The 23,816-nt window shown below is 60.1% G+C and carries 23 protein-coding genes; 13 read left to right on the forward strand and 10 right to left on the reverse strand.

What is annotated here, in order from left to right:
• Positions 1 to 136: 136 nt before the first annotated feature.
• From leuS to holA, 3 genes are read left to right on the forward strand one after another with little or no spacing between them, the layout of a single operon-like run.
• On the forward strand, positions 137 to 2,767 hold the full coding sequence (leuS, locus tag B5E41_RS03990) for a leucine--tRNA ligase (RefSeq protein WP_088391216.1): 2,631 nt from the start codon (positions 137 to 139) through the stop codon (positions 2,765 to 2,767).
• A complete protein-coding gene (gene lptE, locus B5E41_RS03995) occupies positions 2,757 to 3,278 on the forward strand; it encodes an LPS assembly lipoprotein LptE (protein WP_085860753.1) in 522 nt (173 codons plus the stop codon). The genes leuS and lptE overlap by 11 nt, the downstream gene beginning before the upstream one ends.
• Before the next feature lie 10 nt (positions 3,279 to 3,288).
• The gene (gene holA, locus B5E41_RS04000; RefSeq protein WP_088391218.1) at positions 3,289 to 4,329 is read left to right on the forward strand and encodes a DNA polymerase III subunit delta; all 1,041 of its coding nucleotides are present in this window, start codon (positions 3,289 to 3,291) and stop codon (positions 4,327 to 4,329) included.
• Here the strand turns inward: holA and B5E41_RS04005 are convergent, their stop codons facing one another.
• From B5E41_RS04005 to hemE, 8 genes are all read right to left on the reverse strand, one after another.
• Positions 4,330 to 5,211 carry a ParB/RepB/Spo0J family partition protein gene (locus B5E41_RS04005; protein ID WP_064805794.1) on the reverse strand — a complete coding sequence of 294 codons (882 nt, stop codon included), beginning with the start codon at positions 5,209 to 5,211 and terminating at the stop codon, positions 4,330 to 4,332. It abuts the gene before it with no gap.
• 32 nt (positions 5,212 to 5,243) lie between these two features.
• A complete protein-coding gene (locus tag B5E41_RS04010; RefSeq protein WP_064805796.1) occupies positions 5,244 to 6,038 on the reverse strand; it encodes a ParA family protein in 795 nt (264 codons plus the stop codon).
• A 19-nt stretch (positions 6,039 to 6,057) separates the two neighbouring features.
• Positions 6,058 to 6,675, reverse strand: coding sequence for a 16S rRNA (guanine(527)-N(7))-methyltransferase RsmG (gene rsmG, locus B5E41_RS04015; RefSeq protein WP_088391220.1), 618 nt, complete (start codon positions 6,673 to 6,675; stop codon positions 6,058 to 6,060).
• Between the two features lie 23 nt (positions 6,676 to 6,698).
• A complete protein-coding gene (gene mnmG, locus B5E41_RS04020) occupies positions 6,699 to 8,576 on the reverse strand; it encodes a tRNA uridine-5-carboxymethylaminomethyl(34) synthesis enzyme MnmG (RefSeq protein ID WP_088391222.1) in 1,878 nt (625 codons plus the stop codon).
• Between the two features lie 65 nt (positions 8,577 to 8,641).
• Positions 8,642 to 9,961, reverse strand: a complete 1,320-nt coding sequence (gene mnmE / locus B5E41_RS04025) for a tRNA uridine-5-carboxymethylaminomethyl(34) synthesis GTPase MnmE (RefSeq protein WP_088391224.1) — start codon at positions 9,959 to 9,961, stop codon at positions 8,642 to 8,644.
• Between the two features lie 102 nt (positions 9,962 to 10,063).
• Positions 10,064 to 11,329 carry a transcription termination factor Rho gene (rho, locus tag B5E41_RS04030; protein ID WP_088391233.1) on the reverse strand — a complete coding sequence of 422 codons (1,266 nt, stop codon included), beginning with the start codon at positions 11,327 to 11,329 and terminating at the stop codon, positions 10,064 to 10,066.
• A gap of 200 nt (positions 11,330 to 11,529) precedes the next feature.
• Positions 11,530 to 12,072 carry a protoporphyrinogen oxidase HemJ gene (hemJ, locus tag B5E41_RS04035; RefSeq protein WP_088391235.1) on the reverse strand — a complete coding sequence of 181 codons (543 nt, stop codon included), beginning with the start codon at positions 12,070 to 12,072 and terminating at the stop codon, positions 11,530 to 11,532.
• The gene (hemE, locus tag B5E41_RS04040; RefSeq protein WP_088391237.1) at positions 12,069 to 13,112 is read right to left on the reverse strand and encodes a uroporphyrinogen decarboxylase; all 1,044 of its coding nucleotides are present in this window, start codon (positions 13,110 to 13,112) and stop codon (positions 12,069 to 12,071) included. Before hemE ends, hemJ begins: the two co-directional genes overlap by 4 nt.
• A 400-nt stretch (positions 13,113 to 13,512) precedes the next feature.
• Between hemE and B5E41_RS04050 the strand changes: the two genes are divergently transcribed.
• From B5E41_RS04050 to dnaQ, 5 genes are read left to right on the forward strand one after another with little or no spacing between them, the layout of a single operon-like run.
• Positions 13,513 to 14,334 (forward strand): pyruvate, water dikinase regulatory protein, encoded by an 822-nt coding sequence (locus B5E41_RS04050; RefSeq protein WP_088391239.1) that lies wholly within the window; start codon positions 13,513 to 13,515, stop codon positions 14,332 to 14,334.
• A gap of 32 nt (positions 14,335 to 14,366) precedes the next feature.
• Entirely contained in the window at positions 14,367 to 14,966 is a 600-nt protein-coding gene (locus B5E41_RS04055) for a Maf-like protein (RefSeq protein ID WP_088391241.1), read from the forward strand.
• Positions 14,959 to 15,816, forward strand: a complete 858-nt coding sequence (locus B5E41_RS04060) for a shikimate dehydrogenase (protein ID WP_088391243.1) — start codon at positions 14,959 to 14,961, stop codon at positions 15,814 to 15,816. The genes B5E41_RS04055 and B5E41_RS04060 overlap by 8 nt, the downstream gene beginning before the upstream one ends.
• Complete coding sequence (gene coaE, locus B5E41_RS04065) at positions 15,816 to 16,427, forward strand: dephospho-CoA kinase (protein WP_088391245.1); 612 nt, start codon at positions 15,816 to 15,818, stop codon at positions 16,425 to 16,427. Before B5E41_RS04060 ends, coaE begins: the two co-directional genes overlap by 1 nt.
• Positions 16,420 to 17,142, forward strand: coding sequence for a DNA polymerase III subunit epsilon (gene dnaQ, locus B5E41_RS04070; protein WP_088391247.1), 723 nt, complete (start codon positions 16,420 to 16,422; stop codon positions 17,140 to 17,142). The genes coaE and dnaQ overlap by 8 nt, the downstream gene beginning before the upstream one ends.
• A 52-nt stretch (positions 17,143 to 17,194) precedes the next feature.
• Here dnaQ and secB read toward each other — a convergent pair whose 3' ends face one another.
• Both secB and B5E41_RS04080 read right to left on the reverse strand, forming a co-directional pair.
• Positions 17,195 to 17,677, reverse strand: coding sequence for a protein-export chaperone SecB (gene secB, locus B5E41_RS04075; protein ID WP_011423412.1), 483 nt, complete (start codon positions 17,675 to 17,677; stop codon positions 17,195 to 17,197).
• A gap of 101 nt (positions 17,678 to 17,778) precedes the next feature.
• Positions 17,779 to 18,285: an FxsA family protein gene (locus B5E41_RS04080; RefSeq protein WP_088391249.1), complete on the reverse strand. Its 507-nt coding sequence runs from the start codon at positions 18,283 to 18,285 to the stop codon at positions 17,779 to 17,781.
• 131 nt (positions 18,286 to 18,416) lie between these two features.
• Between B5E41_RS04080 and B5E41_RS04085 the strand changes: the two genes are divergently transcribed.
• From B5E41_RS04085 to gyrB, 5 genes are all read left to right on the forward strand, one after another.
• Entirely contained in the window at positions 18,417 to 19,121 is a 705-nt protein-coding gene (locus tag B5E41_RS04085) for a Tim44/TimA family putative adaptor protein (RefSeq protein WP_088391251.1), read from the forward strand.
• Positions 19,114 to 20,235 carry a murein transglycosylase A gene (gene mltA, locus B5E41_RS04090; protein ID WP_088391253.1) on the forward strand — a complete coding sequence of 374 codons (1,122 nt, stop codon included), beginning with the start codon at positions 19,114 to 19,116 and terminating at the stop codon, positions 20,233 to 20,235. Before B5E41_RS04085 ends, mltA begins: the two co-directional genes overlap by 8 nt.
• Positions 20,235 to 20,804, forward strand: a complete 570-nt coding sequence (locus B5E41_RS04095) for a Smr/MutS family protein (protein WP_088391255.1) — start codon at positions 20,235 to 20,237, stop codon at positions 20,802 to 20,804. The genes mltA and B5E41_RS04095 overlap by 1 nt, the downstream gene beginning before the upstream one ends.
• Complete coding sequence (locus B5E41_RS04100) at positions 20,801 to 21,178, forward strand: helix-turn-helix domain-containing protein (protein WP_064800131.1); 378 nt, start codon at positions 20,801 to 20,803, stop codon at positions 21,176 to 21,178. The genes B5E41_RS04095 and B5E41_RS04100 overlap by 4 nt, the downstream gene beginning before the upstream one ends.
• Positions 21,179 to 21,313: 135 nt before the next feature.
• On the forward strand, positions 21,314 to 23,749 hold the full coding sequence (gene gyrB / locus B5E41_RS04105; protein ID WP_064805807.1) for a DNA topoisomerase (ATP-hydrolyzing) subunit B: 2,436 nt from the start codon (positions 21,314 to 21,316) through the stop codon (positions 23,747 to 23,749).
• Positions 23,750 to 23,816 lie beyond the last annotated feature (67 nt).

Raw genomic sequence — 23,816 nt, forward strand, 5'->3', positions numbered from 1 at the left:
CCAAGAGCCGCGCTGGTGAAATCGCTTCGGCGGCATGAAGATCGGACGCTTGCAACGCCTGCAAAACTTGACGCTACGGTGGTTTCATGGTGAAGGTCTCGGCCAACTCCCCTGATTTTCCGGAATTTTGAATACCATGGCCACCGAACGTTATAATCCGCGCGACGCCGAGCCCCGCTGGCAGCAGAAATGGAACGAAGACAAGGTCTTCGAGACCGACAATTCGGATCCGCGCGAAAAATATTATGTCCTCGAAATGTTCCCCTATCCCTCGGGGCGCATTCATATGGGCCATGTCCGCAATTACGCCATGGGCGACGTGGTTGCCCGTTACAAGCGTGCCCGCGGCTATAATGTGCTGCATCCGATGGGCTGGGACGCCTTCGGCATGCCGGCGGAAAACGCCGCTATGGAGCGCGGCGTGCACCCGGCATCCTGGACCTACCAGAACATCGCTTCGATGAAGGCGCAGCTGAAGGCCATGGGGCTGTCGCTGGACTGGAGCCGCGAATTCGCCACTTGCGACGCCGACTATTACCAGCACCAGCAGCACCTGTTCCTGGACTTCCTGGAAAAGGGCCTGGTCTACCGCAAGCAGTCGAAGGTGAACTGGGATCCGGTCGACAATACTGTTCTTGCCAACGAACAGGTGATCGACGGCCGCGGCTGGCGTTCCGGTGCACTGGTGGAACAGCGCGAGCTGACGCAATGGTTCTTCAAGATCACCGATTTCAGCCAGGACCTGCTGGACGCGCTGGATACGCTCGACCAGTGGCCGGAAAAAGTGCGCCTGATGCAGAAGAACTGGATCGGCCGTTCAGAAGGCCTGACGGTCCGGTGGGAGATCGTGCCGGAAACGGCGCCCGCCGGCGAGACCGAAATCACGGTCTATACGACACGGCCGGACACCTTGTTCGGCGCCTCCTTCCTGGCGATCGCCGCCGATCATCCGCTGGCCAAGGATGCCGCCGCGAAGAATGTTGAGATCGAAGCCTTCTGCGAGGAGTGCCGCCGCGCCGGCACCTCGCTTGCCGCGCTCGAAACCGCCGAAAAGAAGGGCATGGATACCGGCATCCGCGTCAGGCATCCGCTCGATCCCTCCTGGGAACTGCCGGTCTACATCGCCAATTTCGTGCTGATGGATTACGGCACCGGCGCGATCTTCGGCTGCCCGTCGGGGGACCAGCGCGACCTCGATTTTGCGCGGAAATATGGACTGCCGGTTGTGCCGGTCGTCATGCCGAGGGATGGTGACGCCGCAAGCTTTTCCGTTGGCGACACCGCCTATGACGGCGACGGCGTGATGATCAATTCGCGTTTCCTCGACGGCAAGACGACGGAAGAAGCCTTCAATATCGTCGCCGACCGGCTGTCGGCAACTTCCCTCGGCAACGCGCCTCAGGGCGAGCGGATGATCAATTTCCGCTTGCGCGACTGGGGCATTTCGCGCCAGCGCTATTGGGGCTGCCCGATCCCGGTCACCCATTGCGACGCCTGCGGCGTCGTGCCGGTGCCGAAGAAGGATCTGCCGGTCAAGCTGCCCGAGGACGTCACCTTCGACCAGCCCGGCAATCCGCTCGACCGCCATCCGACCTGGCGTCACGTCGCCTGCCCGAACTGCGGCAAGGACGCTCGCCGCGAGACGGATACGATGGACACCTTCGTCGATTCAAGCTGGTATTTCACCCGCTTTACCGCGCCATGGGAAGCCAAACCGACCGATCCTGAGGCGGCTAATCGCTGGCTGCCGGTCGACCAATATATCGGCGGCATCGAGCATGCGATCCTGCATCTGCTCTATTCCCGTTTCTTCACCCGCGCCATGCGCGAGACCGGCCATGTCGCCGCCACCGAGCCTTTCAAGGGCCTTTTCACCCAGGGTATGGTGGTCCATGAGACCTACAGCCGCGGCTCCGGCGCCAGCCGGGAATGGGTGGCGCCCGCCGATATCCGCATCGAGGAGGTCGACGGTAAACGCCGCGCCCAGCTGCTGACGACAGGCGAGGAGGTCGCCATCGGCTCGATCGAGAAGATGTCGAAATCGAAGAAAAACGTCGTCGATCCCGACGATATCATCGCCTCCTACGGCGCCGATACCGCCCGCTTCTTCGTTCTGTCCGATTCGCCGCCGGAACGCGACGTCATCTGGTCGGAAGCCGGCGTCGAAGGCGCCCATCGCTTCACCCAGCGCCTGTGGCGGCTGATTTCCGAAGCGGCCGGCGGGCTGTCGACCGTAACACCCGCACCGGCAAGCGAAGGGGAGGCTCTGGCAGTCTCGCAGGCGGCGCACAAGACGCTGAAGGCCGTTCAGAACGACTACGACAAGCTCTGGTTCAACAAGGCCGTCGCCCGCATCTATGAGCTCGTCAATGCACTTGCTGCGCCGCTGACGAGGGTTGCTGCGGGTGAAGGCGATATCGCCTATCGCGCCGCCGTGCGTGACGCTGCCGAGATCCTGATCCAGCTCGTCGCGCCGATGACGCCGCATCTTGCCGAGGAATGCTGGGCGACGCTCGGCAATGCCGGGATGCTCGCCCGCACGGACTGGCCGCGTTACGTGGAAGCGCTGGTCATGGAAAATGACGTCGTTCTGCCCGTGCAGATCAACGGCAAGAAGCGCGCCGAATTGACAATTTCTCGCGATGCAGATCAGAATGCCGTCACCAACGCCGTGCTGGAACTGGATGCGGTGAAGAACGTGCTGAACGGGCAGGCACCGAAGAAGATCATCGTCGTTCCCCAAAGGATTGTGAACATTGTCGTCTGATATCTCCCGCAGGCTGGCTCGCAATGCCGGCATCGCCATGATCCTTGCTGCCTCGGCCTTTCTTTCGGCCTGCCAGGTTCGGCCGCTTTATTCGGAGAACTCGGGTGTCGTCGAAAAGCTGTCCTCGGTCGGCTTTTCCGATGCAGCCAGTCGCGTCGAGCAGCAGGTGCGCAATCACCTGATCTTCCTGGCATCGCGAGGCGCCGGCGAAGCGGTAAATCCACAATATCACGTCCAAATGCGCGCTACCTCGAGCGTCGCCGATACGCTGCTGCGGCAATCCGGCGATACATCGCGCGCCGGTCGCGTCACCGTCACCGTCACCTATACGCTGAGCGCCGTAGCTGACGGTCACGTGATCAAGGCCGGCAGTCGCCAGACGACGGCTCTGGTGGATTTCTCCGAGCAGGAATTCGCCAAGCAAAGGGCGATCCGCGATGCCGAAAACCGCGCGGCCGACCAGGCGGCGGAATTCGTAGGAGCGGATCTCGCCGCTGCCCTCAGCCGCTGAGGGCGGGGCGGTGGCTGAAATCAAGTCCCATGAATTCGAGACTTTCCTGCAGAAATCGGCGGGGAACTATCGGATTTTCGTCATTTACGGGCCGGACCGGGGTCTGGTTTCCGAACGGGCCGGCCAGATCGCCGGCAAGACCGGCGTCGCACTCGACGACCCTTTCTCGCTGACCAAACTTGATATCGGCGATCTGCAGAAGGATCCCGGACGCCTAGTCGACGAGGCTCAGTCTATCGGGCTGTTCGGCGGCGAGAAACTCATCTGGATTCGCGGTGCAGCCAACGAAAAATACCTCGTGGACTCGCTGGCGGTGCTGGCCGAAAAGCCGCTCGAAGCCGCTTACCTGATCGTCGAGGCCGGCGATCTGAAAAAAGGATCCCTGCTCCGCAAGACGGCGGAAGCCGCACGATCCGTCATGACCATCCCCTCCTACGCCGACGACAGCCGCGCTCTGAACGGCCTGATCGACGCTGAACTCGGGGCGGAGAAGCTTGGCATTACCCCGGCGGCCCGTCAGGCGCTGATCGCACTGATCGGCGGTGATCGCATCGCCTCTCGTAACGAAGTGCGGAAGCTCGCCCTCTATTGCAGCGGACTCAATACGGTCGAAGAACATCACGTTGCCGAAATAATTGGCGACGCCAGCGCTATCTCCGTTGATGACGCCGTCGATGCCATCCTCAGCGGTGACCTCAACGGCTTCCTGCATGCCATGCAAAAGATCAGCAGTTCAAAAACCGCGATCTCTCTGGTGCTCCAGGCCTGTCTGAAGCAATTCCAACTCCTGGACATGATGCGCGCTGAAATGGAAGAAAAGCGTGTGCAGGCGCCTCAAGTCATGCAGACGATGGGTCGGCATCTGCATTTTCGCCGCAAGCCGATCATCGAGCAGGCGCTCCGCCACTGGTCGGCGGAAAACATCGCACGTGAATCCAATCGGCTGCAGGCGGCGATCCTCCAGAGCCGGCGGCGGCAGGTGCTGGAAGACAGTGTTGCGATGCAAACACTTCTCTCCACCACCCTTCAATCCGGCCGCAAATCCGCGTGATCATCGCCTTTCCAGCAGGCGGCAGATTTCCTCTAGCTGTTCCAGCGACTTATAGGCAATCTTGATCTGGCCGCCGCCGTTCCTGTGATTGATTGAAACCTCCAGACCGAGGGCATCGGAAAGCGTTCGCTCCAACGCCAGCGTATCCGAATCCTTCTGATCGCGACGGAGGGCCGGCTGCTGCGGCTCTGATTGCGCCTTGATATTGTTCTGCGCCAACTTCTCGGCATCACGCACCGACATGCCCTTGGCGACAATGGTGCGGGCAAGGCTTGCCGGGTCGGGCGTAGACACAAGCGCGCGGGCATGTCCGGCGGAAAGGCTCCCGGCGGCAAGAAGATCGCGAACCGGCTCCGGCAGTTTCAGCAAACGCAACGAGTTGGCGACGTGACTGCGGCTTTTTCCGATAATCTCGCCGAGATCGTTTTGGGTGTAGCCATATTCGGCGATCAGCTGCTCATAACCCAATGCCTCTTCGAGAGGATTGAGGTCCGCTCGCTGTACGTTTTCGACGATCGCAATCTCAAGCGCGGTCTTATCGTCAACGTCACGAATAATGACGGGAATTTCGATCAGGCCGGCGAGCTGAGCTGCCCGCCAACGCCGTTCGCCGGCAATGATTTCATATCTGTCTTGCGACATCGTCCGCACCACGATCGGCTGAACGATGCCGTGCTGACGGATGGAACTCGCAAGATCGTGCAGTTCGGTGTCGTCGAAGAAACGACGGGGATTGCGCGGGTTACGGCTGACGAATTCGATCGGAATCATCCGGTCGGCGCTGACGGTGCGCTCAGCTTCGACCGGAACAGGCTGATCCATTTCACCAATCAGTGCTGCAAGGCCGCGACCCAGTCGTCTTTTCGATACGTCGTCATTCATAATCTACACCCACCTATACCCCGGAAATGATTTTACGCGGCCAGTCTCTGGCGCTCACGCTGAATGACCTCGGAGGCCAGTTGCAGATAGGCCTGGCTACCCGCGCATTTCAGATCATAGAGAATAGCGGGCTTGCCGTAGGACGGCGCCTCGGACACCCGGACGTTACGGGGGATTAACGTATGATAAACCTTTTCCCCGAGATGCGTCCGCACATCATTGACCACCTGCTGGGCCAAATTGTTGCGCGCATCGAACATCGTCAAGACGATGCCCTGGATGTCCAGCCGCGGATTTACTGTCCGACGAACCTGACTGACGGTCTCGAGCAACTGGCTGAGCCCCTCCAGCGCAAAAAATTCGCATTGCAGCGGCACCAGCACCGAATGGGCGGCCGCCATGGCATTCATCGTCAACAGATTGAAAGAGGGCGGGCAGTCGAGAAGAATATAGGAGAATGCCATAGCCTCGGGAGAAGACAGTGCCTTCCGCAATTTAAAGACCCGATCGCTCTGCTGCGCGATTTCCATCTCGATGCCGAGCAGATCCATTGTCGAAGGAACGATGAAAAGGTTGGGAACGGCTGTTTCCAGCGTCACGTCGCTGATCCCGCGTTCACCGACCATCAGGTCATAGGAGGAGAGCTTGCGATCGCGACGGTCGATACCGAGGCCGGTGCTGGCATTGCCCTGCGGATCCAGATCGACGATCAGGACACGCTCGCCGATAGCAGCGAGCGCCGTTGCCAGATTGATTGCAGTGGTCGTCTTGCCAACGCCACCCTTCTGATTTGCGATGGTTATTATCCGATGTCGTTCGCCAGCCATTGCTGCAATATCCGATCTGTTAAACCAAGCGCCGGAGATTCGATACTTCCAAAATCACGGATTCCTGCTCGACGGCGCTCTCATGTTCTATCAGATCGAATTCCCACCGACCACGGGCTTCGGCGATTTCCCTCAGGTAATCCCGGCCTTTGTGAAAAAACCCCCGGCAATTTTCCCTGCCAAGCATCCAAGGCGCCGAATAATCGATCAACCCATTAAGATCGGCAAGGGCTCGCGCCGAGATCGCGTCGCAGTCGCCGATCTCCGCATAGGCGTCTTCGATTCGACTGGCGTGTACGCTTCCCCGTGCATTCGTCTCCCGCAGAGCCGTTCGCAAGAACGCAGCCTTTTTGTGGTTGCTTTCGACAAGATGCACCCAACCGTCTTGCAGCTCTGCCAGAAAGATTGCGGTGATCACACCGGGAAAGCCGCCGCCACTGCCGAGATCGACCCAGGTGACGGGCCGAGGGCAGATCTGAAAAATCTGACTGCTATCAGCAATATGGCGGCGCCACAGCGCATCGAGCGTCGAGGGCGCCACCAGGTTGATCGTCTTGGCCCATTTTTGAAACAGTGTCGCAAAATGTTGAAGTCGTTCCTGTGTTTCACGTGAAACACGCAAACCGTTCAATTCCATACTCAAAAGCTCTCACATCTCGATCAGGCGCTTTGGCGTTCGAATCCCTGCTGCCGACGCAAGTGCACCAGCAGCAGCGCAATGGCGGCGGGGGTCATGCCCTCGACAATCGCAGCCTGGGCAACGTTGAACGGGCGAGCAGCACTGAGCTTCGCCTTGAGCTCGTTCGAAAGCCCCGAGAGCGCGTCATAATCAAAATCGGCCGGTATCCGCCGCTCCTCGTCGCGTTGTTGATCGGCGATCGCCGCCGCCTGCCGATCAAGGTAGACCGAGTAACCTGCCTCGATCTCCAACGCCTCCGCGGCCTTTGGCCGGAGTCTGCCCAATTCCTCCGGCCAAACCCGTCGAAGTGTGGCGAAATCAAAGGCCGGATAGGACAGGAGATCGTAGGCCGTCCGGCGCTGGCCATCGAGGTTGATGTTCAAGCCCGCCCGTCGCGCCTCATTGGGCGTCACCGTCAGCGCCATCAACTGGGCGCGGCCAGTGTCAATCTCGGCCTGATAGGCCGTGAATCGCTCGGCGCGCTCGGCGCCCACACATCCAAGCTCCATAGCCAGCGGTGTCAGCCGCACATCGGCATTGTCGGCACGCAATGTCAGGCGGTATTCCGCACGCGAGGTAAACATTCGATACGGCTCCGTAACGCCACGCGACGTCAGGTCGTCAATCATCACGCCAATATAGGAGCTTGTACGACTGAAATGGAACGGTTCCGAATCGGAACTGCGTAGGGCGGCGTTCAAACCGGCTGCCAGTCCCTGGGCCGCTGCCTCCTCATAACCGGTGGTGCCATTAATCTGGCCCGCGAGGAACAGACCCCTCAGTCGCTTGACCTCAAGCGATGGCGTAAGCTCTCTTGGATCGACATGGTCATATTCGATGGCATAGCCCGGCTGCAGGATCCTGGCCGATTCGAGGCCTGGAATGGTTTTAATAAACGCGGCTTGAATTTCGGCCGGTAGCGACGTTGAAATGCCGTTCGGATAAACCGTGTCATCATCCAGTCCCTCGGGTTCAAGAAAGACCTGATGTCCGTCGCGCTCTCCGAACTTCACCAGCTTGTCTTCGATGGACGGGCAGTAACGCGGCCCGACGCCTTCGATCTGCCCGGAATACATCGCTGAGCGCTTGATATTGTCGACAATGATACGATGTGTCGCCTCGGTGGTCCTGGTGACGCCGCATTCAACCTGCCGTGTGGTGATGGAATCGCTCATGAAGGAAAAGGGCACAAGCTCCTCATCCGCCCCCTGTCGGCCGACGGATTGCCAGTCGATCGTCTTGCCATCCAGCCGGGCCGGCGTTCCGGTTTTCAACCGTCCCAGCCGCAGCCCCAACCGCGCCAAGGTGGCAGACAGGCCGATCGACGGCGCTTCGCCGACACGACCAGCGGGTGTCTTTTCAGAGCCGATATGAATAAGGCCGCGCAGGAAGGTGCCGGTTGTCAAGACGACAGCCGGCGCTTGCAGCCGTCGGCCGTCTTTCATGATGACGCCAGCGACCCGGTTATCGAGCACATCGAGATCGAATGCGTCGCCCTCGACAATGTCCAGGCCTGGCGTCGCGTCGATTGCGGCGAGCATCGCCAGCCGGTAAAGCTTTCGATCTGCCTGGGTCCGTGGACCTCGCACGGCCGCACCCTTTTTGCGGTTCAGCATTCTGAACTGGATGCCGGCAACATCGGCAACACGGCCCATCAGGCCATCCATCGCGTCGATCTCACGAACCAGATGTCCCTTGCCGAGCCCGCCGATCGCCGGATTGCAGGACATGACCCCGATCGTGTCTCGCCTGTGGGTAACAAGCGCAGTTTTCGCACCGAGGCGCGCAGCCGCACTGGCCGCCTCGGTCCCTGCATGGCCGCCGCCGATGACGATGACATCATAGCCACTATCGGTCATATCAAAACTCCAAAACAGCAGGGTTTCTCGTGAACCTGAGGGCGCCGGAAAAGGTTTCACGTGAATCACTTGCCGATGCAAAACTCCGAGAAGATCACGTCGAGCAGCTGTTCGACGTCCACTCGCCCGGTAATTCTCCCCAGGTATTCAGCCGCAAGCCGAAGCTGCTCGGTGCGCAGTTCAAGATCTGTGTCAATCTCCAAGATCGCCGCGTCGAGCGCTGCCAAACATTTCGTCAGCGAATCCTTATGCCTCTGCCGGCTAGGAATGGCCAGAGACAGGCCAGTGAAACGATCGGCGACAATGCGCCCGATCAGCTGGCGCAACTCCGACAGACCGTCACCGGTCAGCGTCGAAATCTGCAGGTCATAGCGATCCGAACCAGTCTCAACGAGATCCTTCTTCGTTCCGACAATAACATGGGGCAAATTCTGCTCCAAGTCGCCGGGGATCGTCGGATTGCTCATGTCGACCAACAGCAGCGCAAGATCGGCATCACGAAGCGCAACACGCGCGCGCCGCACGCCCTCCATTTCCACCCGGTCGTCCGCCTGGCGCAGACCGGCGGTGTCATAGAGTTTGACAAGATAGCCGTCAATATCGAGATCGACCTGCAGCACATCACGGGTCGTTCCGGCAATGTCGGTGACGATTGCGACGTCACGCCGGGCCAGAGCGTTCAGCAGGCTCGATTTTCCGGCATTCGGAGCGCCGGCGATCACCACTTTAAAGCCGTCCCTGATGATTTCGCCCGCCGAGGCCGCGTTGAGATGAAGGCCGATATCGTCGCGAAGCCGCTTCATGTCGGTCCAGACCATATCCGAGACGGATCCTGGTACGTCGTCTTCGTCGGGAAAATCAAGCTCCGCCTCGATCAAGGCCCGAGCCCGGGTCAATCGTTCCGCCCACGAATCGTAAATTGCCGAGACACCGCCGGCACTCTGCTCCACGGCGAGACGGCGCTGCATTTCGGTTTCGGCGCCGATCAGGTCGGCGAGCCCCTCGACCTCGACAAGATCAAGTTTGCCGTTTTCGAAGGCCCGCCGCGAAAACTCGCCCTCGTTGGCCATACGAACACCTGGAATATCACCCAGTTCGGAGAACAATGCTGCCAGCACGGCCTTACTGCCGTGGACCTGCAACTCGGCCACGTCCTCGCCGGTAAAGGAGCGCGGGCCGGGGAAAAACAGCACCAAGCCGTTGTCGATCGGCTGGTTGTTACAAGTCCGAATCGTTCGGTAGGACGCCGCTCGGGCAGCCGGTGCCGATCCCGCCAGTCGGATCAATATATCTTTAGTCAGCGGACCGCTGATGCGGACGACCGAAACACCTGCGGGCGGAGCACCGCTCGAAAGCGCATAGATGGTATCATTCAACATGGCCATGCGTCCGGTTTTTCAGTTCGAGTCCGAATCGACTCTCTCAAACAAAAAGCTGGCGACATCGAGACGATGCGCCAGCTCTTATAGGAGGAATCCGGCTAAGGATCAGGTGTTCATCGACTCGAAGAAGTCCGAATTGTTCTTCGTCTGTTTGAGTTTGTCGATCAGGAATTCGATCGCATCGGTGGTGCCCATCGGCGCGAGAATACGACGCAGAACGAAGATCTTCTGCAGATCCTGGCGTGGTACAAGAAGGTCTTCCTTGCGTGTGCCGGACTTCAGAATATCCATCGCCGGGAAGATGCGCTTGTCGGCAACCTTGCGGTCAAGGACGATCTCGGAGTTGCCGGTACCCTTGAACTCTTCAAAGATGACTTCGTCCATGCGGCTGCCGGTATCGATCAGCGCGGTAGCGATGATCGTCAGAGAACCGCCTTCCTCGATGTTGCGCGCCGCGCCGAAGAAGCGCTTCGGCCGCTGCAGCGCGTTGGCGTCGACGCCGCCCGTCAGAACCTTGCCGGAGGAGGGAACGACCGTGTTATAGGCGCGGCCGAGACGTGTAATCGAATCGAGCAGGATGACGACGTCGCGCCCATGCTCGACCAGACGCTTTGCTTTTTCGATGACCATTTCGGCCACCTGGACGTGACGCACCGCCGGCTCGTCGAAGGTCGAGGAGATAACCTCGCCGCGAACCGAGCGCTGCATGTCGGTCACTTCCTCGGGACGCTCGTCGATAAGAAGGACGATGAGATAACATTCCGGATGGTTGGCCGTGATCGAATGCGCGATGTTCTGGAGAAGCACGGTCTTACCGGTGCGCGGCGGCGCGACGATCAGTCCGCGCTGGCCCTTGCCGAGCGGTGCCACCAGGTCGATCACACGCGGCGACAGATCCTTGGAGGTCGGGATCTCGAGTTCCATTTTGAAGCGCTCGTTCGGGTAGAGCGGCGTCAGGTTGTCGAAATGAACTTTGTGACGAATCTTTTCCGGATCGTCGAAATTGATGGTGTTGACCTTGAGGAGCGCGAAATAACGCTCGCCTTCCTTTGGCCCGCGGATCGGTCCCTCGACCGTGTCGCCGGTTTTCAGCGAGAAACGGCGGATCTGCGACGGTGAGATGTAGATGTCGTCGGGACCGGGCAGGTAGTTTGCATTCGCCGAACGCAAGAAGCCGAAACCGTCCTGCAGCACCTCGACGACCCCTTCGCCGATGATTTCCACATCCTGGCTGGCAAGCATTTTGAGGATCGCAAACATCAGCTCCTGCTTGCGCATCGTGCTTGCATTCTCGACCTCGAGCGATTCGGCGAAAGCCAGAAGATCCGTCGGGGATTTGCTCTTAAGTTCCTGAAGCTTCATTTCAGCCATGAAGTGACCAATACTCTTTTCAATTTCGAAGGGGAAAGGCGATGTTGGGTCGTATTCGGTACTGCGAAAGGGGCTCGCAGACGACTGAAATCTACACACATGCCACGTAGATGAGATGCGCGGAAAATAGCGACTCGTTATCGCCGCCGCAAGGGGGCTGCTTAAAATGAAGCAAATTTAACCTGAGAGAGGATTTCTCCTCAGAATGGCTTCACCACGACGAGGATCACGATCGCGATCATCAGCACTGTCGGCGCCTCATTCATGAACCGCCAGTAGCGCGCGGAACGGCGATTTTCGTCCCGCTCAAACGCGCGCACGGCGTTGCTGAAGAACATGTGGATCGCGGTCAGCAGCACCACCAGCCCGATCTTTGCATGCAGCCAGCCGCCCTGAAACCCGTAGACCGACCAGGCGAGATAAAGGCCGAAGATCCAGGTCAGCATCATCGCCGGCGTCATGATGATGCGAAGCAGCCGGCGCTCCATCACCTTGAAGGTTTCCGACTGCACCGAGCCTGGTTCGGCGTCGGTATGATAGATGAACAACCGCGGCATATAGAACAGTCCTGCCATCCAGGAGATGACCGCGATGATATGAAGCGCCTTGATCCAGAGATAGAGATTGTCGGGATTCCAGGCGAAAAGCCCAACCGCCATCAGCGCGAAGAAGGCGAGCGCAAAATGCGCGCGGCGCCGGGCGTAAGCGCCGGCTCTACGATCCGTCTGTTTTTCCGTCGTCATGCCTCGGGCATCCGTGACCCCCGCACGCGCTCGACCAGCAAACGCACATGCTCGGGGTCGGCTTGCGGCGTGATGCCGTGGCCGAGGTTGAAGATCAGCGGTCCATTGCCGAGATGACTTAGGATATCGTCGATACCCTCTTCCAGCGCCCGGCCGCCGGCAACGACGCGCATCGGATCGAGATTGCCCTGAACGGGACCATCCTTCTGAAGTTCGGCGGCAAAGGCCAACGGGACGGACCAGTCGAGACCGATCGCATCCGCTCCGGTCTTCTGACGATAGGTTTTCAGCTGGTAGCCCGCACCCTTGGCGAAGGCGATGATGCGCGCCTGCGGCCGCCGCGCTTTGATCGAGGCGATCATCCGTGCAACCGGCTTGACGGCGAAGGCGTCGAACTCTTTCTCGCCGAGAACACCGGCCCAGGAATCGAAGATCTGCACGGCATCGGCGCCGGCGTCGATCTGCGCCACCAGATAATCGCCCGAAACCTCGGCAAGCAGCATCAGCAGATGCTCGAAGGCGCGGGGATGTTTGTAGGCGAAGAGACGGGCAGGGGCCTGATCCGGGGTGCCGTGGCCGGCGATCATATAGGTCGCAACCGTCCAAGGCGCGCCGCAGAAACCGAGCAGAGTCGTCTCTTCAGGCAATTCCTGCCGCAACCGCCGCACCGTTTCCAGAACCGGTCTGAGATAATCGACAACGTCGTCGCCGTTCAATCTGCCTATGCCCGCTTCATCGATCGGATCCATCTCCGGTCCATGGCCTTCCGTGAAACGAACATTCCGCTTCATCGCGTCGGGAATGACGAGAATGTCGGAAAACAGGATCGCTGCATCGAAGCCATAGCGGCGGATCGGCTGCAGTGTCACTTCAACGGCGTGATCGGGCGTGTAGCAGAGATCGAGGAAGCTTCCGGCCTTTGCCCGGGTCTCCCTGTATTCCGGCAGATAGCGTCCTGCCTGTCTCATCAGCCAGAGAGGAGGAGGGAAGACGCTTTCGCCGTCGAGAACCCTCATGATCTTTCGCCGCCTATCGCTCAAGCGCGTCTTCCCTATAAAAAATCAAAGATATTTTAAAAGGTTTCTATTTCTTAGAGTCGGTGTCTATCAAGGATTAAAATCCATCCACTGCCGATGCCATTTGTCGCGCGTTCGACGAGGAACTCGAAAGAATTTCTCCGCTTCTGTTAAATTCCGGGGAGAATCCGAATCCGAAAGCGATTCCAAATCTTTGCCGGAGGACGAGTTTTTTCGTGCCTGTGGATAGGCTGTGGGCCGCTGGACGACAAGTCGATTTCATCCCCAGCCTCCACAGGAGCGATCGAAACCGGTCCGCAAAATTCGAAATGTGGATAAACAAGCATGTTTTCCCTTGCCCGAGGCAGCCTCGCCGCCTTAGCTCTCCATCATCCAGTCTTTTCAACAGGCAGCGGAAAATAACGTGGAGAACAGAACGAACTTCTTTCATCTGCACCTGATTTCTGACTCGACGGGCGAGACTCTCATCTCCGCCGGCCGCGCCGCTTCGGCGCAGTTCAGATCGGCTCAGCCGATCGAGCATGTCTATCCGCTGATCCGCAATCGCAAACAGCTGCTGCCGGTTCTGCAGGCGATCGATCATGCGCCGGGAATCGTGCTCTACACCATTGTCGACCGCGATCTGGCGAACCTGATCGACGAGCGCTGCGTCGAGATGGGTGTCGCCTCGGTCAATGTGCTGGAGCCGGTCATGAATGCGTTCCAGATCTATCTTGGCGCTCCGTCCCGCCGCCGTGTCGGAGCCCAGCATGTGATGAATGCCGGTTACTTCGCGCGCATCGAGGCGCTGAACTTCACCATGGATCATGACGACGGCCAGATGCCGGATGATTACAACGATGCCGATGTCGTCATTATCGGGATCAGCCGGACATCGAAGACGCCGACCAGCATCTATCTCGCCAACCGCGGCATCAAGACAGCGAACATCCCGATCGTCTACGGCGTACCCCTGCCGGAAAACCTGCTCGCGGCAACAAAACCGCTGATCGTCTGCCTGATCGCCACCACCGACCGCATTTCCCAGGTTCGGGAAAATCGCGTGCTCGGGACGACGCAAGGTTTCGACCGCGAGCACTATACCGATCGGGCCACGATCTCCGAGGAGCTGAAATATGCCCGCTCTCTCTGCGCCCGCCACGGATGGCCGCTGATCGACGTTACTCGCCGTTCGATCGAGGAAACGGCGGCCGCCATTGTTGCCCTCCGCCCGAAGCTGCGCTAAGCGCTGACGAAAAGCCGGGAGTGGAAGAATCCATGACACCGAAACTCATCCTTGCATCGTCGAGCCCTTTTCGGCGGATGCTGATGGAAAATGCCGGTCTCTCCTTTGAGGCGCACCCCGCGGAGATCGACGAAAGGGCGGTTGAGGCGCCGCTGGAAAAAGCCGGTGCGAAGCCGGATACCGTCGCCTGCATCCTGGCCAAGGCTAAAGCCGAAGATGTCAGCGCCCGTTTTCCCGAGGGTCTCGTCATCGGTTCGGATCAGACGATGTCGCTCGGCGACCGCGTTTTCCACAAACCGAAGGACATGGGCGACGCAGCGAACCACCTTCGCGCCCTGTCGGGCACGACCCACCGGCTGAACAGCGCCATCGCGATCGTCCGCGGCGGCGCCGTCTTGTGGGAGCATGTCGGCCATGCGGAACTGACGATGCGACCCTTGACGGAAGATTTCATCGCCAGGCACCTATCGCGGGTCGGTGAACGGGCGCTTTCTAGCGTCGGCGCCTACCAACTGGAAGGCGAGGGCGTTCAACTCTTCGAGAAGATCGAGGGCGACTATTTCACCATACTCGGGCTGCCGATGCTTCCGCTCCTGGGAAAATTGCGAGAATTCGGGGCGATCGATGGATGATTCACGTGAAACACTGGGGCCGAATGCGTTTGTCACGGGCTTTCCCATCAAGCATTCGCGCTCGCCGCTGATACATGGATACTGGCTAAAGACGCTTGGCCTACCGGGCAGCTACCGCGCCCACGAGGTGGCGCCCGATGCCTTTCCCGATTTCATTGCCTCGCTGAAGGACGGCAGTTCCGATTTCATCGGAGGCAATGTCACCATCCCCCATAAGGAACTTGCCTTCCGGCTCGCCGACAAGCCGGACGATCTGGCGCACGAACTCGGCGCCTCGAACACGCTCTGGCTGGAGGATGGCCTCCTGCATGCCACCAATACCGACGGCCGTGGCTTCACCGCCAATCTCGATGAGCGCCATCCCGGCTGGGACCGTCATGATACGGCCGTGGTCTTCGGTGCCGGCGGCGCAAGCCGGGCGATCATTCAGGCGGTCCGCGATCGTGGCTTTAAAGAAATCCACGTCGTCAACCGCACCATCGAACGCGCACGAGAGCTGGCTGATCGCTTCGGTCCGAGAGTTCGAGCCCATCCGGTGGGCGCGCTTGCCGAAGTCATGCATGGCGCCGGCCTTTTCATCAACACGACCTCGCTCGGCATGGATGGCGAAGCGGCGCCGTCGATCGATTTTGCGCCGCTTGCAGCGGATGCCGTCGTCACCGATATCGTCTACATCCCCCTGAAGACACCGATCCTGAGACAGGCGGAAGAGCAGGGACTGTCGGTCGTCGATGGTCTCGGCATGCTGCTGCACCAGGCTGTTCCCGGTTTCGAAAAATGGTTCGGCAAGCGCCCCGTCGTCGACGCGGCGTTGCGCGCTCTGATCGTTGCTGACATGGAAGTCCACTGATGCTGAAGATCGGACTCACCGGTTCAATCGGAATGGGAAAATCAACGGTCGGCAAACTCTTTGCCGAGGCTGGAATCCCCTTGAACGACTCCGACGCCGTGGTCCACGACCTTTACGCCGGCGAGGCAGCGCCGTTGGTGAATGCCGCTTTTCCCGGCACGATGAAGGATGGAGCAGTCGACCGGCATGAGCTGGGGCGCCAGCTCGCGCTCGATCCCGAAGGCTTTAAACGCCTCGAAGCGATCGTCCATCCGCTGGTTCGCAAACGCGAAATGGAATTTCTGGCGAAACAACGGGCAGACGGCGCCGAAATGGTGCTGCTCGATATTCCGCTGCTCTTTGAAACCAGCGCCTGGGAAAGAGTGGACGTCATCGTCGTCGTCAGCACCGATCCACAGATTCAGCGCCAGAGGGTGCTTGCGCGCGACGACATGACCGAGGAAAAATTCAACATGATTCTCTCTCGCCAGACGTCGGATGCGGAAAAAAGACGCCGCGCCGATTATCTGGTCGACACCAGCCACAGCATTGCCGAGACGAGGGCGCAGGTGCTTGAGATCATCGCCGAGCTGAAAATGCGGATTGCCAAGGGAGATTTCCGGAATGCGTGAGATCATTTTCGATACGGAAACCACCGGCCTCGATAATCGTGCCGACCGTATCATCGAAATAGGCGGCATCGAGCTCTTCAACCATTTTCCGACCGGCAACACGCTGCATATCTACATCAATCCCGGAGACCAGAAGGTCCATCCGGATGCACTCGCAGTACACGGCATCACCGATGAGTTTCTGAAGGACAAAAAGCCTTTCGCCGCGGTTGCCGACGAAATTCTCGCCTTCTTCGGCGACGGGAAATGGATCGCTCATAACGCGACCTTCGATATGGGCTTTATCAACGCTGAATTTGCGCGCATTGGTTTGCCGCCGATCCTGCCGGACAAGGTCATCGATACGCTGTCAATGGCGCGGCGCAAGCACCCGATGGGACCGAATTCGCTCGACGCGCTCTGCCGGCGTTACGGCATCGACAACTCGCACCGTACCAAACACGGCGCGCTGCTCGACTCCGAACTATTGGCCGAAGTCTATATCGAGATGATCGGCGGCAGACAGGCAGCGTTCGGCCTTAGCATATCGGGTCAACCCGGCCAGACGGCCCGCGGTGAAATGGCGATGGAAGACGATATGGCGTTTGCCGCGGCGCTCGAACGCCCTCGTCCGCTTGGCTCCCGCCTCAGCCAGTCCGAAGCGCAGGCGCACGAGGCGCTGGTCGCCAAGCTCGGCGAAAAGGGCATCTGGGCGAAATACGCCAGCCCGAATTGAAAATGCCCGGGACCGGCCCGGGCATCCGCATATCAGAATCAAAAGAATTCGATCAGTTCGGAACGGCCTGAACCTTGGCGCGGGCCTGTTCTTCGGCAACGCGCTGAGCGAACATCTGTGTGAAGTCGATCGGGTCGATCATCAGCGGCGGGAAGCCGCCATTGCGGGTCACGTCGGCGATGATCTGACGAGCGAAGGGGAAGAGCATGCGCGGGCACTCGATGAAGAGAACCGGCAGCATGTGCTCCTGCGGGAAACCAGCGACGCGGAAGACGCCGCCATAGACGAGTTCCGTATGGAACACCGTCTTGTCGCCGTCCTTGGCTTCGGCATTCAGCGACAGCACGACATCGAAATCCGTGTCGGAAAGCGGATTGGCGTTGACGTTCACATTGATGTTGATCGTCGGAGCCTTGTCGCGGGCCTGCAGCGAACGCGGCGCACCCGGATTTTCGAAGGAGAGGTCCTTGGTATATTGCGCAAGGATCGAAAGAGTGGGGTTGGTCGCGCCGTTGCTGTTGTTATCGTCTGCCATTGGCTTTTCCTCGAAGGGCATGGGAATGGTGCCGCCATCTAACATTTCGGGGAGGGGCTTACAACCCTGGGCGCAAGCCGCACCCGCTCGCCGGCAAGACCTCAGTCACCGAGATGTTTGCCGGACCATGGCGAGTTACGATCCGGCTCCCTATGATAGTCCTCCTCGTCCAGATCGACCACCTTTGAATTTGAGTTGCGATCGCGGAAATCGGCATTTGGGCCGTCGGAAAAGCCGCCTTTGGCGTTGACGACGACGAAGCGTTTGGCGATCGACCGCCAGACGAAATCGCGCACCGGCGGAATGAGAATGAGGATGGCGATGATATCCGTGAGGAAACCGGGAATGATCAGGAGCAGCGCGGCAATGACCGTCATCGCCGGCTTCAGCAGATCGCGTCCGGGCATGACGCCGTTCCGCCCTTCGCTCGACATGCGCCGCAGGATACCGATCCCCTGCCGGCGCAGCAGGACCACGCCGAGAATGAAACTCGCCATGACGAGCGCAAGCGTCAGCGCCAGGCCGATCGCCCGGCCGACGACGACGAAGCCGGCAATTTCGCCAAGCGGCAGCAACAGAATGAAAGCCGGCAGAATTGAAAAACGCATAGTGGTATGTCCCGGTGTTTGCCGGTCTCCTCGTGGCGCCGGCGAAGATGCCAGCCATGATTTGAATCATCTGTATAGGCGGACTATATGGGAGTACAAATCAGAGATGTTAACGGCGGTTGCGATACGACATGAGTTCGAACGACTTCATCACATTATTCTTCCTGGTGGCGGCGGTGCTGATTTTCTTTCAGCTCCGCTCCGTGCTCGGGCGCCGCACAGGAAATGAGAAGCCGCCGCGCGATCTCTATAGTCCGCGAGATGCGGCTCCACCCGAAGCCGCTGATGCCGGTAAGGTCGTGACCCTGCCGCGCCGTGATGCGACGGCCGACGATGAGAATCGCTTCTCCGCCATCGACGCTTTTGCCGCACCGGGGACACCGCTGAATGAATCGCTGCGCGCTCTGAACAAGGCCGATCCTTCCTTCAGCCCGAAGGAGTTTCTGAACGGCGCCCGCATGGCCTACGAAATGGTCGTCATGGCCTATGCCGACGGCGACCGCAAAACGCTGAAGAGCCTTTTGTCCCGCGAGGTCTATGACGGATTCGAGACGGCGATCGCCGAGCGCGAAGCCCGCGGCGAAAAGGTCAAGTCCACCTTCGTCGGTATCGACAAGGCCGAAATCACCCATGCCGAGACGAAGGGCAGCGAAGCGCAGATCACCGTGCGCATCGTCAGCCAGATGATATCGGCGACTTACGACAAGGCGGATGTCCTGATCGAGGGCGACGCCGAAAACGTCGCCGAGGTCAACGATCTCTGGACCTTCGCCCGCGACACCCGTTCGCGCGATCCGAACTGGAAACTTGTGGCGACCGAATCGGAACATGAGTGATCAGGCATCGGGCTTCGTCCTGCAGGCCATCAGCTTCGATTGTTTGGAAGGCTGGAAGGATGATGATCCCTCCGGCCTTTTTGAAGTGATGCGACACTGCCGCCGGCAGATTACCGACGTCAAACCCTACCGCACCGGGTCGCTCGGCCTGAGCGCCGAGGACCTGCTTCCGCTGCTCATGGACGCTGAAAATTTTACGCCGTCGTCGCCGGCAGCGGCGCGCGCCTTTTTCGAAACGCGTTGCCTGCCCTTTCTGATCCGCCGCAAGGACGGTAGTTCCGGTTTCGTCACCGCCTTTTACGAGCCGGAGATCGAGGTATCGGATCGGCCGGACGAGGTTTTCCGTTTCCCCTTCTACGGCCGTCCGAACGATCTGATCGATCTCGATGACGGCAATCGCCCGGCCGAATTGGATGGATCCTATGTTTTCGGCCGCCTGCATGACGATGGCCGCATTGGCGCCTATCCGGATCGCCGTGCGATCGACCAGGGCTTTCTCGACGGCCGCGGCCTCGAAATCGCCTGGGCGAAATCGAAAGTCGATGTCTTCTTCGTGCACGTGCAGGGCGCCGCGCGCCTGCGTTATCGAGACGGCCGCATCGGCCGCATCACCTATGCGGCGAAGGCCGGCCATCCCTTCTCGGCGATCGGCAAGCTTTTGATCGACCGCGGTGAGATCGACCGCGCCGAGATTTCCATGCAGTCGATCCGCACCTGGCTGGCCCGCAATCCCGAGCGGGTGGACGAGGTGCTATGGCACAACCGTTCCTATATTTTCTTCCGGGAAGCGGCGGTTGCCGATCCTGAGGCCGGTCCGATCGCCGCCGCCAAGGTGCCGCTTCTCGCCGGGCGCTCGCTTGCGGTCGACCGGATGATCCATACGTTCGGTTTCCCCTTTTTCATCCGCGCCGACAGCCTCACCCATCTTGATCACGGCCGCCCTTTCCGCCGGCTGATGCTGGCGCTCGACACGGGCTCGGCGATCGTCGGGCCTGCGCGCGGCGATATCTTCACTGGTTCGGGGGACTTGGCCGGAGCGCGCGCCGGCACCGTCCGCAACGATGCCGATTTCGTCATCCTCATCCCCAAAGCCGCCGCCGGACGATTCGACTGATGGCCAGGGATCGCAAGCTCAGCGTCGATGAGAGGATCCTGTGGGGCAAGGTTGCCCGCAGCACGCGGCCGATGCCGGGCAAGGCCGGTGAGCTTAACGAACTCGATGCCTTTCTCGTCGAAACGGAAGCGGCAGCCGAACGGCAGGCAGCCGAAAAGCAGACCTCCGTTTCGCCGACGGCAGCACAGCCGGCCCCACCGTCGACGCCGAGGCAGCCGGCCAAGGTGCACCATCCGTTGGAACGGCCGGTCAAGCGCAAGATCGCCAAAGGCCGTCTGGCACTCGAGGCGCGCATCGACCTGCATGGACTGGTGCAGAGCGAGGCCCACGTCATTCTTCTCGATTTTTTAATCCGCGCCCATGAGCGCGGCATGCGCCATGTGCTTGTCATCACCGGCAAAGGCAGTTCGCTCGGCAGCGAAGGTGCGTTGAAACGGGCGGTTCCCCTGTGGTTCTCGAAGCCGGAATTCCGTTACCTGATCTCCTCCTACGAGCCCGCCGCACAGCATCATGGCGGTGAGGGCGCGCTCTATATTCGCCTGTCGCGGTGGCATGGGGAAAAGCCATGACGCCCTTCGGAGAGGCGGTTCGCAGGCTGAGAGTGCGCAAAGGGGTCTCGCAGAAGGAGATGGCAGAAGCGCTGAACGTCTCGCCCGCCTATCTCTCGGCGCTCGAACATGGCAAGCGCGGCCTGCCGACATTCGACCTGCTGCAGCGCATCGCCGGCTATTTCAACATCATCTGGGACGAGGCCGAGGAACTGTTCCTGCTCGCCCGTTCCTCCGACCCGCGCGTCGTCATCGACACCTCCGGCCTGCCGCCGGAATATACCGAATTCGCCAACCGGCTGGCCCGGCGGATCCGTGATCTTGACAGCGCCGAGATCGCCCGGCTATCGGCTGTTCTCGAAAATGGCGGCAAAGGCGACGGAAAAGCGTCATAATCCCCTGTTTAATGGCTTGTTCAGGGGACTTGCCATTGGGAACCGGGCTCAAAAAACCTATATACGAAGGTGAAGAAAGCCGGTGATTCGCAGGGCGCGCCGCCGCTTTACGACAACAGGGAAAATCTCGACAGAATGAGCGATACATCCGCGACGGAAAACGGCGTAAGCACCGAATATGGCGCAGATTCCATCAAGGTCCTGAAGGGCCTCGATGCCGTGCGCAAACGTCCCGGCATGTATATCGGCGATACCGACGACGGCTCCGGCTTGCATCACATGGTCTACGAAGTCGTCGACAACGCGATCGACGAAGCGCTGGCCGGCCATGCCGACATCGTCACCGTGACCCTCAACCCGGATGGCTCGGTAACGGTCACCGATAACGGCCGCGGTATCCCGACCGACATTCATAGCGGCGAAGGCGTGTCGGCAGCCGAAGTCATCATGACGCAGCTGCATGCCGGCGGCAAATTCGACCAGAACTCCTACAAGGTCTCGGGTGGTCTGCACGGGGTCGGCGTTTCCGTCGTCAACGCGCTGTCGGTCTGGCTGAAGCTGAAGATCCGCCGCCATGGCAAGATCCACGAAATGAGCTTCACCCACGGCGTGGCCGATGCGCCGCTGAAGGTCACCGGCGACGCGCCCGATGAGACCGGCACGGAAGTCAGCTTCATGCCGAGCAGCGAAACCTTCACCATGACGGAGTTCGACTACGGCACGCTGGAGCATCGCCTGCGCGAGCTCGCCTTCCTGAACTCCGGCGTCCGCATTCTCCTGACCGACAAGCGCCATTCCGATATCAAGCAGGAAGAACTGCGTTACGATGGCGGCCTCGAGGCTTTCGTCGCCTATCTCGACCGTGCCAAGAAGTCCCTGGTCGACAAGCCGGTCGCCATCCGCGGCGAAAAGGACGGCATCACCGTCGAAGTGGCGATGTGGTGGAACGACAGCTATCACGAGAACGTGCTCTGCTTCACCAACAACATTCCCCAGCGTGACGGCGGCACCCATATGGCTGGCTTCCGCGCGGCCCTGACCCGTCAGGTGGTTTCCTATGCCGACAATTCCGGCATTACTAAAAAGGAAAAGGTGACGCTGCAGGGGGAAGACTGCCGCGAAGGCCTGACGGCAGTTCTGTCGGTCAAGGTGCCCGATCCGAAATTCTCGTCGCAGACGAAGGACAAGCTGGTTTCCTCGGAAGTTCGCCCTGTCGTCGAAAGCCTCGTCAACGAGGCGCTGAACACCTGGTTCGAGGAGCATCCGAGCGAAGCCAAGATCCTCGTCGGCAAGGTCGTCGAAGCGGCGGCCGCGCGCGAAGCGGCCCGCAAAGCCCGCGAATTGACCCGTCGCAAGGGCGCTCTCGATATTGCCTCGCTGCCGGGCAAGCTCGCCGACTGCTCCGAGCGCGACCCGGCCAAATCCGAAGTCTTCTTGGTCGAGGGCGATTCCGCCGGCGGCTCGGCCAAGCAGGGCCGGTCGCGTGAGAACCAGGCGATCCTGCCGCTGCGCGGCAAAATCCTGAACGTCGAGCGGGCCAGGTTCGACAAGATGCTCTCCAGCCAGGAAATCGGCACGCTGATCACCGCGCTCGGCACCGGCATCGGCAAGGATGAGTTCAATGCCGAAAAGCTGCGCTACCACAAGATCATCATCATGACGGATGCCGATGTCGACGGCGCCCACATCCGCACCCTGCTGCTCACCTTCTTCTTCCGCCAGATGCCGGAACTGATCGAGCGCGGCCATCTCTACATCGCCCAGCCGCCGCTCTATAAGGTCGCACGCGGCAAGTCGGTGCAGTATCTGAAGGACGAGAAGGCGCTCGAGGAATATCTCATCGCCCAGGGTCTGGAGGATGCCGCGTTGAGGCTCGGCAGCGGCGAGGTCCGCACCGGACAGGACCTTCGCGAAGTCATCCTCGATGCGCTGCGCATGCGCGCTTTGCTCGACAATCTCCATTCGCGCTACAATCGCGCCGTCGTCGAACAGGCGGCGATCGCCGGTGCTCTCAACGCCGAGCTCGTCAGTGATCAGACAAGAGCGCAGGCGTTGGCGAGCGAGGTCGCAAGCCGTCTCGACATCATTGCCGAAGAGACCGAACGCGGCTGGCAGGGCGACCTGGCGAGCGATGGCGGCCTGCGCCTCGAGCGCATGGTCCGCGGCGTCAAGGAAGTGGTGGTGCTCGACATGGCGCTCATCGGCTCCTCCGATGCCCGGCACATCGACCAGTTGACCGCGCGCCTCAAGGAAATCTATCAGACGCCGCCGTCGCTGCACCGGCGCGAAGGCGACATCGAGATTTCAGGGCCGCGCGCCTTGCTCGACGCGATCTTTGCCAGCGGCCGCAAGGGTCTCAGCATGCAGCGCTACAAGGGTCTCGGTGAGATGAATGCCGAGCAGCTCTGGGAAACGACGCTCGATCCGAATGTCCGTTCGCTGCTGCAGGTCAAGGTTGCCGACGCCACCGACGCGGACGGTCTCTTCGCCCGCCTGATGGGTGACGAGGTCGAGCCGCGGCGCGAATTCATCCAGGACAATGCGCTGAGCGTCGCAAACCTCGATATCTGATCGATATGCCTTCAACAAAAAAGCCCCGCCGTCGCAGAACGGCGGGGCTTTCGCTTATTCTGATCTC

It is taken from the genome of Rhizobium esperanzae, assembly GCF_002204185.1.
Taxonomy (GTDB): domain Bacteria; phylum Pseudomonadota; class Alphaproteobacteria; order Rhizobiales; family Rhizobiaceae; genus Rhizobium; species Rhizobium esperanzae.